The sequence below is a fragment of the Xanthomonas sp. LMG 12460 genome (genome assembly GCF_009192895.1).
In the GTDB taxonomy this organism is placed as follows: domain Bacteria; phylum Pseudomonadota; class Gammaproteobacteria; order Xanthomonadales; family Xanthomonadaceae; genus Xanthomonas_A; species Xanthomonas_A sontii.
Genome location: NZ_NKUH01000051.1, coordinates 17,141 through 29,895, shown reverse-complemented (window position 1 = coordinate 29,895; position 12,755 = coordinate 17,141). Strand labels below are relative to the sequence as shown.

11 protein-coding genes are annotated in these 12,755 nt (G+C 67.0%); 9 read left to right on the top strand and 2 right to left on the bottom strand.

Going from position 1 to position 12,755, the window contains the following annotated elements; genetic code table 11:
• Window positions 1-4: 4 nt before the first annotated feature.
• Window positions 5-1,438, bottom strand: coding sequence for a Do family serine endopeptidase (locus CEK66_RS11755; RefSeq protein ID WP_017913191.1), 1,434 nt, complete (start codon window positions 1,436-1,438; stop codon window positions 5-7).
• Window positions 1,439-1,933: 495 nt separating this feature from the next.
• Between CEK66_RS11755 and CEK66_RS11750 the strand changes: the two genes are divergently transcribed.
• From CEK66_RS11750 to CEK66_RS11720, 7 genes are all read left to right on the top strand, one after another.
• On the top strand, window positions 1,934-5,206 hold the full coding sequence (locus CEK66_RS11750) for an LAGLIDADG family homing endonuclease (protein WP_152237028.1): 3,273 nt from the start codon (window positions 1,934-1,936) through the stop codon (window positions 5,204-5,206).
• A 191-nt stretch (window positions 5,207-5,397) separates the two neighbouring features.
• Window positions 5,398-6,075 (top strand): hypothetical protein, encoded by a 678-nt coding sequence (locus tag CEK66_RS11745; protein WP_017913189.1) that lies wholly within the window; start codon window positions 5,398-5,400, stop codon window positions 6,073-6,075.
• Between the two features lie 87 nt (window positions 6,076-6,162).
• Window positions 6,163-7,002, top strand: coding sequence for an NrdJb (locus tag CEK66_RS11740; RefSeq protein WP_152237027.1), 840 nt, complete (start codon window positions 6,163-6,165; stop codon window positions 7,000-7,002).
• 127 nt (window positions 7,003-7,129) lie between these two features.
• Entirely contained in the window at window positions 7,130-7,435 is a 306-nt protein-coding gene (locus tag CEK66_RS11735) for a hypothetical protein (protein WP_193312642.1), read from the top strand.
• Between the two features lie 147 nt (window positions 7,436-7,582).
• Window positions 7,583-8,911 carry a pyridoxamine 5'-phosphate oxidase family protein gene (locus tag CEK66_RS20635; RefSeq protein ID WP_226978584.1) on the top strand — a complete coding sequence of 443 codons (1,329 nt, stop codon included), beginning with the start codon at window positions 7,583-7,585 and terminating at the stop codon, window positions 8,909-8,911.
• Window positions 8,912-9,147: 236 nt separating this feature from the next.
• Window positions 9,148-9,753 (top strand): CPBP family intramembrane glutamic endopeptidase, encoded by a 606-nt coding sequence (locus tag CEK66_RS11725; RefSeq protein WP_226978583.1) that lies wholly within the window; start codon window positions 9,148-9,150, stop codon window positions 9,751-9,753.
• Between the two features lie 382 nt (window positions 9,754-10,135).
• Window positions 10,136-11,374, top strand: a complete 1,239-nt coding sequence (locus CEK66_RS11720) for an EAL domain-containing protein (RefSeq protein WP_152237024.1) — start codon at window positions 10,136-10,138, stop codon at window positions 11,372-11,374.
• A gap of 82 nt (window positions 11,375-11,456) precedes the next feature.
• On the opposite strand, the gene CEK66_RS11715 is transcribed toward CEK66_RS11720, so the two are convergent.
• Window positions 11,457-11,645 (bottom strand): hypothetical protein, encoded by a 189-nt coding sequence (locus CEK66_RS11715; RefSeq protein WP_226977709.1) that lies wholly within the window; start codon window positions 11,643-11,645, stop codon window positions 11,457-11,459.
• On the opposite strand from CEK66_RS11715, the gene CEK66_RS11710 reads away from it, so the two are divergent.
• Together CEK66_RS11710 and CEK66_RS11705 are read left to right on the top strand one after the other, a co-directional pair.
• Window positions 11,644-11,820: a hypothetical protein gene (locus tag CEK66_RS11710; protein WP_226977708.1), complete on the top strand. Its 177-nt coding sequence runs from the start codon at window positions 11,644-11,646 to the stop codon at window positions 11,818-11,820. The genes CEK66_RS11715 and CEK66_RS11710 overlap by 2 nt on opposite strands.
• Before the next feature lie 100 nt (window positions 11,821-11,920).
• A complete protein-coding gene (locus CEK66_RS11705; RefSeq protein ID WP_193312641.1) occupies window positions 11,921-12,655 on the top strand; it encodes a hypothetical protein in 735 nt (244 codons plus the stop codon).
• Window positions 12,656-12,755: the final 100 nt, after the last annotated feature.

Below are 12,755 nucleotides of genomic sequence, written 5' to 3'. Positions count from 1 at the left end.
CGGCTCACTGCATGACCAGGTCGGCCTGCGCGCCGCCGCGCACCACGCGCAGCACCAGTTGCGCCGGCTTGCGCGCGAAGTTGGCGCGGTAGCTGGCCAGGTCGGCGAACTCGCCGACCGAGGCGGCCACCACGATGTCGCCGCTGGCCAGGCCGTTGCGCGCCGCACGGCTGCCCCGCGCCACGTTGCCGATCAGCACGCCGGAGATGCCGGACTGGCGCAGCGATTCGGGCAGGTCGGCGAAGGTGGCGCCGCTCAGCCGCGGATCCAGCGACTCGCCGCTGATCGCGCGCGGCTGTTCCTTGAGCGTGGCCTTGAGCTGCAGCGGCTTGCCGTCGCGGCGCACGTCCAGGGTGACCGTGCTGCCCACCGGCTGCAGGCCCTCGTAGTTGTGCAGCGCCTCGGCACTGTCCAGGCGCTCGCCGTTGGCGCCGGTGATCACATCGCCCGGCTGCAGCCCGGCGGCCGCGGCCGCCGAGCCGGCCAGCACCCGCGTCACCAGCGCCCCGCGCGGCGCCGACAGGCCCAGGCCCTGCGCCATCTGCGTGGTCAGGTTCTGCGTCTCGATGCCGAAGGTGCCGCGGATCATCACCCCGTTGTTCTTGATCAACTGGTCGACCACCGCGCGCGCCAGGTTCGACGGGATCGCCAGGCCCAGGCCGATGTTGCCGGCCATGCTGCCCTGCGGGTTGAAGCTGGCGGTGTTGATGCCGACCAGTTCGCCGCGCAGGTCCACCAGTGCGCCGCCGGAGTTGCCGGGGTTGATCGAGGCGTCGGTCTGGATGAAGTTCTGGTAGCCCAGGCCGCGGATGCCGTTGCGGCCCATCGCCGAGACGATGCCGGAGGTGACGGTCTGGGTGAAGCCGAACGGGTTGCCGATGGCCGCGACGAAATCGCCCACGCGCAGCTTGTCGCTGTCGCCCAGGCGGATCTCGGTGAGGTTGTCGGCCTTGATCCGGATCAGCGCGATGTCGGTGTCCGCGTCCGAGCCCATGAACTCGGCCTTGAAGCTGCGCCCGTCGGCCAGGGTCACCTGCACGTCGTCGGCGTTCTCCACCACGTGGTGGTTGGTCAGCACGTAGCCGTTCTTCGCGTCGATGATCACACCCGAACCCAGCGACTCGTTGATGCGCTCCTGCGGGATGTCCGGGAACAGGCGGCGCAGGATCGGGTCGTTGAAGAACGGATTGCGCACCCGCACGACTTGCTTGGTGTTGATGCTCACCACCGCCGGCATCACCTTCTGCAGCATCGGCGCCAGCGACGGCAGCGGCTCGCCGGCCACCGCGGACGGCAGGCGCGCGGCCCCGGACAGCGGCGGCGCCGCGACCGGCGCGGCCTCGGCGCGGTTGTCCAGTTGCGCATTGATGGCGGTGGCGGCGAAACCGCCGAAGGCAGCGGCGGCGGTCAGGGTCAGCAGCGTGGGCAGCGGTCGCATGAGGTCGGTTTCCGGGGAACGCGGGAGACGTGGGGCAGATGGGCGCGCGTGCGCGTAAATCAAGATGAACGCGCGGCGTTTAACCGCCAGTGAAAGCGTTCCGACGCCGCCTGCGCAAGGCCGCCACGGCACCCCGCGTGCACACCCGCTCGATGTCACGTGATCGGCGCGCGACGACGTTGACAGTCGGCCTGCCCGGCGTTAGCGTTCACGCTTGCATTAGCCACTACATGTAGCGGTATCGATTCGGTACGGCACTAGAACTAGGGTTTTCTTCACCAGGACTTCACATCCAGGGGCGCGCTCGGCAGTGCATGACGGGACGGTGACAGGGGACGTCGCGGATTCGGGGAATTTCGGTCGGTCGAGGGCAGGCGCCGCGCGCGCTGCCGCGGCCGTCGCTGCCGTGCAGCGCAAGTGCGATATAGATCAAGACACACGGCGGATGACCACCCATCCGCCCCATCGGGACAGGTTCGAGGAGAACACAGCAGAATGAGTACGGTGCGCCTGGAAGTCGTCCAGACCGGATCCAAGCACGACCCCATCCCGATGCAGCCGGCGTCGCAGGACATCTGGGACAAGAAGTATCGGCTCAAGACCAAGCAGGGCGATCCGCTGGATGCCGACATCGACGGCACCTACCTGCGCGTGGCGCGGGCGCTGGCCGATGCCGAGACCGGCGAGGAGCAGCGCGCCCACTGGTTCGAGCGCTTCGCCTGGGCGCTGCGCCGCGGCGCGATCCCGGCCGGGCGCATCACCTCCAATGCCGGCGCGCAGGAACACAAGCCGGCCACCAGCACGATCAACTGCACCGTGTCGGGCACCATCACCGACTCGATGGACGGCATCCTGGAGAAGGTCCACGAGGCCGGGCTGACCCTCAAGGCCGGCTGCGGCATCGGCTACGAGTTCAGCACGCTGCGCCCGCGCGGCGCGTTCGTGGCCGGCGCCGGCGCCTACACCTCCGGGCCGATGTCGTTCATGGATATCTTCGACAAGATGTGCTTCACCGTGTCCTCGGCCGGCGGCCGCCGCGGCGCGCAGATGGGCACCTTCGACGTGTCCCACCCGGACGTGAAGGACTTCATCCGCGCCAAGCGCGAGGACGGGCGCCTGCGCCAGTTCAACCTGTCGCTGCTGATCACCGACGGCTTCATGCAGGCGGTGGAGCAGGACGCCGACTGGCCGCTGGTGTTCCCGGTGAACCGCAAGGAAGAGGCCGACGTCGACCTGGCCGACGCCAGCGCCGTGGTCTGGCGCGACTGGCCCACCCACAAGGACTACATCGTGCGCGACGACGGCCTGGTCGCGTGCAAGGTGTACGGGCACATCCGCGCCCGCCACCTGTGGGACATGATCATGGTCTCCACCTACGACTACGCCGAGCCGGGCTTCATCCTGATCGACCGCGTCAACGAAATGAACAACAACTGGTGGTGCGAGAACATCCGCGCGACCAATCCTTGCGTGACCGCCGACACCTGGGTGCAGACCGCCGAGGGGCCGCGTCAGGTCGCCGATCTGCTGGGAACGCCGTTCCTGGCGCGGGTCGATGGCGGCGACCATGCCACCGGTGCGGAGGGTTTCTTCAAGACCGCGCACAAGCAGGTGGTGCGACTGCAGACGCAGGAAGGTTACGCGCTGCGTCTGACCGCAGACCACCGCGTGCGGCGCGTGGTGCGGCAGACCCGCTGGTCGCTGGACACCCAATGGTGCCAGGCGGACCAACTGGTCGCAGGCGACCGGGTGCTGCTCAACAATCACCGTGCCGGTGCGGAGTGGGGCGGCGCACGCAGCTATGAGGAGGGTTTCCTCCTCGGCATGCTGGTGGGCGACGGCACGCTCAAGCAGGACGCCGCCGTGTTGTCTGTCTGGCCGCAGGCCGCCGCCGTCAATGCGGCGCCGCTGGCACCGATGGCGCTGATGGACGAAGCCCTGCGCTGCGCGCGCAGCCTGCCGCACCGTGCCGACTTCGCCGGCTGGAGCGAGGTGCGCGACCGTGGCGAGTACCGCCTGAAGTCGGCCGCCTTGCGCGATCTGGCGCTGGAGCTGGGCCTGCGTCCGGGCGACAAGGCGATCACCCCGGCCGTCGAGAAGACCTCCAGCGATTTCCATCGCGGCTTCCTGCGTGGCCTGTTCGACACCGACGGCTCGGTGCAGGACAGCCAGGAGAAGGGCGTCAGCGTGCGCCTGGCACAGTCCGACCTGGCGCGGCTGGAGGCAGCACAGCGCATGCTGTTGCGGCTGGGCATCGCCTCGCAGATCTACCGCGACCGGCGCTCCGCCGGCACGGCGTTGCTGCCCGACGGGCACGGCGGCACGCGTGTCTACGCCACCAAGGCGCAGCACGAACTGGTCGTCAGCGGCGACAACCTCGATGCCTTCGCCCAACGGGTGGGCTTTGCCGACACCGCCAAGGCCAACCGCCTCAAGGCGCTGCTGTCCGGCTACCGTCGCCAGTTGAACCGCGAGCGCTTCGTGGCGACCGTGCAGTCGGTGGCCGCCGATGGCATCGAAGACGTCTACGACGTGCAGGTCCCCGGCATCAACACCTTCGACGGCAACGGCCTGCACGCCCACAATTGCGGCGAGCAGCCGCTGCCGCCCTACGGCGCCTGCCTGCTCGGCTCGATCAACCTCACCACCTTCGTGCGCGAGCCGTTCACCGAGCGCGCCCGCTTCGACTGGGAGGAATACAAGGAAGTGGTGCGGGTGTTCACCCGCATGCTCGACAACGTGGTCGAGGTCAACGGCTTGCCGCTGCAGCAGCAGCGCGACGAGATCATGCGCAAGCGCCGCCACGGCATGGGCTTCCTCGGCCTGGGCTCGACCATGACCATGCTGCGCATGAAGTACGGCAGCGCCGAGTCGTGCGAGTTCACCGAGTCCATCGCCCGCGAGATGGCCGTGGCCGGCTGGGAGACCGCGCTGTCGCTGGCCAAGGAGAAGGGCCCGGCGCCGATCATGCAGGAGACCTTCGAGGTCACCGCGGCGATGCTGCGGCAGCGCCCGGAGATGGCCCGCGACGGCTGGCGCGTCGGTGAGCGTATCGAAGGCCGGCTGCTGCACGCCAAATACAGCCGCTACATGCAGCGCATCGCCGAGGTGGCGCCGGCGCTGGTCGAGGAACTGGCCGAGGTGGGCGCGCGCTTCACCCACCACAGCTCCATCGCCCCCACCGGCACCATCTCGCTGAGCCTGGCCAACAACGCCTCCAATGGCATCGAGCCGAGCTTCGCCCACCACTACAGCCGCAACGTGATCCGCGAGGGCAAGAAGAGCAAGGAGAAGGTGGACGTGTTCTCCTTCGAGCTGCTGGCCTACCGCCACCTGGTCAACGCCAAGGCGATGCCGTTCGCCGAGGACGCGGCCGCGCGCCTGCCGGACTACTTCATCGCCGCCGACGACATCCACCCCAAGGAACATGTGGACGTGCAGGCCGCCGCGCAGAAGTGGGTGGACAGCTCCATCTCCAAGACCGCCAACGTCCCCACCGACTATCCCTACGAGCAGTTCAAGGACATCTACCGCTACGCCCACCAGCAGGGGCTGAAGGGCTGCACCACGTTCCGCTTCAACCCGGCCGCCTTCCAGGGCGTGTTGGTGAAGGAGGCGGACCTGGAGAACACCACCTACCGCTTCGAGCTGGAAGACGGCAGCGTGGTCGAGGTCAAGGGCAACGAACAGATCGAATATGACGGCGAGATGCACACCGCCGCCAACCTGTTCGATGCGCTGAAAGAAGGGTATTACGGCAAGTTCTGACGCCGTCCCGTCTCCCCCTTCGCGCCGGCGGAGGGGAGGGCGGCGGTGGAAGCCCTGGAGCGCGGCACGCCGTGCTTCCCCAACGCTTCCCCACCGTCCGCCGAATGTCGCCGTTTCCGGCTCCCCGCTTCGCTGCAATCGGTATAGCATCGCCCGCGTGACATAAACACTGACACCCTGAGGAGGGTTTTATGAGCAATGGGAATGGCGTCACGGCGACGCTGACGCAGGTCGCCGAGAACGTGAAAGAAACCGCCACCAACGTCGGCGAGACCATCGCCGCCACCGCCAGCGAGGCCGTCGCCACGGTCAAGCAGACCGCCGAGACCGTGCAGAAGCGCGTGCAGGACCAGGTCGCCAAGACCCGCAAGGCGGTGAAGAAGGCCGAGAAGGCCGTGGCCAAGCGCGCCGAGAAGGCCGGCAAGGCCGTCAAGAAGACCGTCGCCAGCGCGCGCAAGAAGCTGGAAGCGGCCAAGGCCAGCGCCCAGGCCGAAGCGGCCGCGCTGACCAAGGGCGGCAAGAAGACCGCCAAGAAGGCGGCTGCGAAGAAGGCGCCGGCGAAGAAGGCCGCTGCCAAGAAGGCCGTTGCGAAGAAGGCTCCCGCCAAGAAAGTGACCGCCAAGAAGGCCGCGCCGAAGAAGGCGGTCAAGAAGGTCGCCGCCAAGAAGGCCGTTGCCAAGAAGGCAGTGAAGAAAGCGGCGAAGAAGGTTGCAGCGAAGAAGGCCGTCGCCAAGAAAGCGGTGAAGAAGGTCGCCAAGGCGGTCAAGAAGAGCACCGCCAAGGTCGCCAAGAAGAGCGCCGCCGTGAAGAAGACCGCCGTGCGCAAGGCCGCCGGCAAGAAGGCCGCGGCCACCCGCGCCAAGAAGTAAGCCGTCCCGTCGCACCCTCTCTCCCGTGCGCGGGAGAGAGGCCGGGCCCACGCCCGTCCCGCTCCGCCTTCCAGGAACGCACGCCTCATGGCCATCAAGATCGACCAGAAAATCAAGGGCTACGCCGTCGTCACCCCCGAGGACAAGGCGCGCGACGCCGCTGCCGCGGTGCCCGCCTCGTCGATCGACCGTGCCACCGCCGAGGCCGAAGCGCCGGCGGACAACATCATCCACATGCACGAGCGCATCGAGCGCCCGGACGTGCTGATCGGCAGCACCTACAAGATCAAATCGCCGTTGGTGGAACACGCCATGTACGTGACCCTCAACGACATTGTGCTCAACGCCGGTACCGAGCACGAACTGCGTCGCCCGTTCGAAATCTTCGTCAACTCCAAGTCCATGGAGCATTTCCAGTGGATCGTGGCGCTGACCCGCATCATGTCCGCCGTGTTCCGCAAGGGCGGCGACGTCACCTTCCTGGTCGACGAGATGAAGGCCGTGTTCGACCCCAAGGGCGGCTACTTCAAGGCCGGCGGCGTGTACATGCCGTCGCTGGTCGCCGAACTGGGCAGCATCGTCGAAGAGCACATGAAGTCGATCGGCCTGCTGCACGACCCGGAAATGAGCGACCACCAGCGCGCGCTGATCGCCGAGAAGCGCAAGCAGTACGAAGAACGCTCAAAAAAAAACAGTGAAGTAGGCAAGGCGGTTCCTTCTCCTGCGGGAGAAGGTGCCCGCAGGGCGGATGAGGGTGCGGTGTCCGCCGACTCCACCGCCGACCACGAAGAGGACATCGCCGTCACCGGCGACGGCGCGAGTTTCCCGCCGTCGGCCACGATGTGCCACAAGTGCAATACCAAGGCGCTGGTCATCATGGACGGGTGTGCGACGTGCTTGAATTGTGGGTATTCGAAGTGCGGGTGAAGTTTGGGATGACGCGCGACCACGCTAGCGTGACGTCCGATCCGGGCAACGTATGGTTTGTATGAGGCCATCAATTGGTCGATAGAAGGTGCATGTTTTCAGGGGTTATTTTCTCAAGGGGGGGCTTGTGCGCTGGTTTTTGTTTTTTCTTCTGCTGATGGTAGGACAAGCTAATGCGGGTGATTTGACGTACTTTGGTGGAGCCAAAATTCTGTCGATCATGGAATGGCAGGGTGATAATCCGGTCTTTATTCAAATGTCGCAGGAGTCGTATTGCTTCATTCCTTCCAATGAAAAGAATATGATTGCCTTGGTTTATAGTCTCTATGCGACGTCCAAGGCGGTTGATATTTATTGCAATCCGGAAGAGCCCACCACCGTCGCTGGAATAACGGGGTACAGGGTGCACCGGATTTCAACCACCCGCCCCTAAAGAAAAGAAGTTGGAGCATGTTCTGCTCGTGGTGAGGAGAGTAGGCCGAGTGACGCCCATATCTCAGCTGTTGGGTGAAGCGTGTAAGAAGTAGGATGATGCCGCACGAGCCATGCCTCCCCCGCTTGGCTAAAGGAAATCGCCGCCATGGATGCCGCCTCGCCACCACTGACGTTCGCGCTGCTCGAGCAGAAGATCGAGGCGATGCCGGAAGGGCCGGTGTCTGCATTGTCTTCGCCGCGCTGGATGCGCGTGCTCAATGCGGTGGGATGGGTAGGAATCGTCATCGGTTTGCTGCCGTCACTGCTGTTGCTATGGCTTGCACCGCAGCAGTGGATGGTGACCCTGTCACGAGTGGGGCTGGCGCTTACGATCGCCTTTGCGCCGTATCTCCTGCGCACGGTTTGGCTCATCATTTACGAATTCAGCAAAGCGCGGCGACAGTTGATCGTGCAACACGATCATGATGTCGGCGAGCTGCGGAAGTTGTCGCAGTGGTTGTTGGGCTATCCGCGCGACGTGTTGGAAGACCAATTGCGTTACGCGCGCATGTCGCAGGAACGATTGGCTGCCAAGCTCGGGCTGCTGGTCGGCAGCCTGGATAAGCTCGGGTTGTTGCCATTGTGCCTGTCGTTATTCGTCGTCCTGCGCAATTGGCGCGATCTTCTGGCCTTGCCTGCATGGCTGTCGATTCTGGCGCTGTTCGCCGCGTTCCTGTGGATGATCAGTTGGCTGGGCGCTCAGTTCCGTTTGCGTCTGCACCTTTATGAAAGCGTCCTTGCTGCGGCGATTGCATCTGCGGGTGCTGCCAAAGTGGATGTCGCGAGCGAGGCGGCATCGCCCACCTCGCCGCAGGGTCGACCCGCACATCGCATCACCAGCCTCGACGCACTCGAAGCCCTATACGGCCAACCCGTCGAGCGCGCGGTGCGCAAGCAACTCGACCACCTGAACGCCGACTACCAGGCGTTCGTGCACGCATCGCCGTTCGTGGTGCTGGCCTCGGCCGGCACCGAGGGTCTGGACTGCTCGCCGCGCGGCGATGCGCCCGGGTTTGTGCAGGTGCTGGATGCACGCACGCTGGCGCTGCCGGATCGGCCGGGCAACAACCGCATCGATACCCTGCGCAATCTGCTGCAGGATCCGCGGCTGTCGTTGCTGTTCCTGATTCCCGGTATCGGCGAAACCTTGCGCGTGAATGGCCGTGCGGAGATCCGGGTCGATCCGGAGCTGTTGGTGCGGTTCGCGGTCGGCGAGCGTTTGCCGCGCAGCGTGATCGTGGTGCACATCGAGGCGGTGTACTTCCACTGCGCCAAGGCGATCGTGCGCTCGCAGCTGTGGGACCCAGCGCGGCACCTGCCGCGCGATCGCCTGCCCAGCCCCGGCACCATGCACGCGCATCTGGCCGATGGCGCGTTCGACGCCGAGACCTACGACCGGGAACTGCCGCAGCGCACCCGGGACGCGCTGTACTAGCTTGACTGGATTGGTATGCGCGCCGTGCCGCGCGCATAACGCCGCGCCGGGTTGAACTGCACGCCGCCGCATGACGCCGCCACCGATGTCCCCGGTCATGCCACCCTGCTACGGTACGCCCCTGGTGGGAAGCGGCGACGACGCCGTTCCGGCGCGCAGCGAACGACAGGGGGGTGTGGATGCAGGGACGTGGGGAACCGTCAGGCGGTTGGGGTGAACTACTGCTGGTCACGGCAGTGGCGTTCGGGTTGCCGATCTACTGGAGTGCGCTGGCGGTGCTGGCGCCGGTGGCGGCGCCTGCGTTCTCCGACGCGAGCCTGTGGGGCATGGTGTTCTACGAGCTGCTGGTCTTGGCGCTGTTGCTGCCGACGCTGTGGTTCCGTGGCTGGACGGCGCAGGTGCTGGGGCTGCAGTGGCAGGCGCGCGACATCGGCGTGGGCCTGGCGCTGTTGGCCGCCTGCGTGGTGGCGACCTATCCGTTGAACCTGTTGAACGACAGCGTGGCGGCCGAGGTGAATCCGTCGATGGACGCGATGGTGGCCGGGCCGCTGTCGGCCGGCGTGGTGGTGCTGGTCTCGCTGCTCAATCCGATCTTCGAGGAAGTGTTCGTCTGCGCCTACGTGATCCGCGCGCTGGAGCGGCGGCACAGCCCGGCATTCGCGGTGAACGTGAGCGTGGCGATCCGCGCGTCGTACCACCTCTATCAGGGGCCGGTCGGCACCATCGCCATCGTGGTGATAGGGCTGATCCTGGGCTGGTGGGTGGCGCGCACCGGGCGGCTGTGGCCGGCGATCGTGGCGCATGCCGCGCTGGATTTGCTGGGATTGATGGTCTACGTCTGATGCGCTGGGCGCGCGCGCCGGCAGGGTGACGTGCACCGCCTGGTCGCAGCGTCGGCATGCGCGAGCCCGGCCGCCCATTCCATCGACGACACGGCGTCGGCCACCATGCCTGATCACTCCAGCGCCGGTGGTCGCCCGCCCGTTGGCTGGATTCGCGGCGGCGGACTCACCGAAGCGGTCGCTGCCGTAGACAGCTTGATTCCTGAACGGGCCTGCGCTTTCGCGGCTATACGTCACGCTTTAGAGTCGAATGACACGGACGTGTCGCCCGCTGGACAACGGGGAAGGTCCGGGTTCCGGCCGCTCGATCACCTCGCCTACGGCGCAGCGCCGTGCGCGGTGCGCGCCGCACGGGCCGCAACGCTTTCAGGGGAGAAGCGGGATGGCGTCGACCGAGGATCTACCAGCACCGCATCCGTTGTTCGAGCTGCTGTCGGGCGAGATCAGCGACCGCGAACTGCGCCGCTGCCTGCGCGTGGTGCGTCGGCATCTGGGCATGGACGTGGCGTTCCTGTCGCGCTTCCGCAAGACCGATCGCGTGCTCGATCACGTGGACGGGCCGCCCGACGGGCCGATCCACGAGGGCCAGATCCTGCCGTTCGCCGATGGCTACTGTATGGGCGTGGCGCAGGGCGAGCTGCCGCAACTCATCCCCGACACCTCGCTGCTGCCGGCGGCGCAGTGCATTCCGGCGACGCAGGAGATTCCGATCGGTGCGCACATGAGCGTGCCGATCCAGGTGGGAGGGCGGATCTACGGCACGTTGTGCTGCTTCAGTTTCCTGCCGCGGCACGATCTGGGCGAGCGCGACATCGGCATGTTGCGTGCGTTCGCCGAGATCTTCGCGCTGCGCCTGCACGAGGTGGAGGCGCACAAGCTGGAACGGCAGGCGATGATCGACGAGATCGATGGCGCGCTGGCCGCGGGCGCGCCGCGCATCGTGTTCCAGCCGGTATTCGCGCTGCAGGAGCTGCGCCTGCATGGATTCGAGTGCCTGTCCCGTTTCGACGTGGCGCCGCAGCGTGGGCCGGCGCAATGGTTCCAGCAGGCCGAGCTGGCCGGGGTCGGCATCCGCCTGGAATTGCATGTGCTGGCCAAGGCGCTGGCCCATCTGCGGCGGTTCCCGCCGCAGTACCGGCTCAGCGTGAACCTGTCGCCGGAACTGATGACCTCCGCGGCGCTGGCGGGCGTGCTGGGCGCCGATGCCGAGGTGGCGCGGCTGACCCTGGAGATCACCGAGCACGCCATCGTGCGCAACTACCAGACGCTGGCGCAGGCGCTGGCATCGCTGCGCGAGCGCGGCGCGCAGGTGGCGGTGGACGATGCCGGCGCCGGCTACGCCAGCATGCGTCACATCCTGCAGTTGCAGCCGGACGTCATCAAGCTCGACATGAGCATCACCCAGTGCATCCATTCCGACCGCAGCCGCCGCGCGCTGGCCAAGGGGCTGACCAACTTCGCCCACGAGATCGGCACCCAGGTGTTGGCCGAAGGTGTGGAGACGGCGCAGGAACTGGACGCGCTGCGCGAGCTGCAGGTCGATCTGGTGCAGGGGTATTTCCTGTCACGGCCGCTGTCGGAGGATGCGGCGCTGGCCCTGGCGCTGTCCGACGCCGGCTGAGCCGCGGTTCGTCCTTGCAGGCGCGGCGCGATCGATCGAAAGCTTCGCCGATGCAGGCCTGCGGCCGATCACGCGGCGTCCTCTACCACGGCACCACGCGGCCCAGGTAATCCAGGTAGTGCAGGCCGCCGCGGCCGTGGGCGGCATCGATGGTGTCGAGCAGGGGCAAGATGCTGTCGTCGATGGACAGGCGCGCCTGCGGCCCGCCCATGTCGGTGCGCACCCAGCCGCGCGGCTCGGACTTGATCGCATTGGTGCCGGCCTCGTTCATGGCGGCGCAGCCCGACATGCTGCGCGAGCCTGCTTGCAGGTTCGCGCTGCCGGTGGTCACCGAGCCCATCACCGTATCGATGCTGTGGCATCCGCGCCTGGAGCACGATGCGGCGCACCGGTGGCTCCGCGGCCTGTTTCTGTCCGAGTTCCGCTCGCGCGTGCCGCTGCGCTGAGTCGCACAGGCCGTTGCTGTCGGGATGCGATATCGGTACTGGTCCGCCGCCGCGGCGATGCCGCACACTTGCCGGCTCTGATCGAAGGCAGGAACAGGCGATGGCACGGCGATACGGATGGAGCGCGATGCTGGTGGGGCTGGTGGCGTTCACCGCGGCGGCGGCCGGCCCGACCCCCGGCGAATACAGCACCAAGGAAGGCTGGGGCAGCATGCGGGTCACCGACAAGGGTGGGGCGCGCCAGTTCGACCTGTTGTCGGTCGGCGCCAACGGCCACACCTGCTCGCTGTCGGGCACGCTGCAGGGCGACAAGGCGGAGGTAAATGACGCTGGCGACGTGCCGTGCAAGCTCGCCTTCAAGCCGGTGCCGGGCGGGTTCAACGTGGCCGCGCTGACCGAGGAGAGCTGCCGCGACTATTGCGGCATGCGCGCCAGCTTCGAGGGCGACTACCTGCAGTTGCCGGCCGGCTGTACCGCCGCGGCCAGCAGCCGGCGGCGCGAGGCGTATCTGCAGGACTATCGCGGCAAGCGCTACGACAAGGCGCTTGCCGGCATGCAGGCGTTCGCAGGCGAGTGCGGCGGCTTCCTCAACTGGCTCGATCGCGACCGCTTCGCCAACGACCGCGCCATCACGTTGCTGCGCCTGGGCCGGCCGCAGGAATGCCTGGCGACGCTGGACGGCACCCTGGCCGGCCGCAGCCACGACGAGGCCTCGTTCCAGGCGGAACTGGAAAAGCAGAGCACCATGCTGCCGCCCAGCGACTGGGACGCCTACCTGCCGATCGCCAAGTCCACTTGGTTCAACCGCAAGCTGTGCGAGGCGGCCAGGCGCTGACAGACGCTGTGTCGGTGCGGCGCGCCGATGGCCGCTGCACCGGGGGCCGTCCGCCGCTGCGAGACGCGGCGCGGTGGCCGTGGATGTGCTGCGGTTGGCG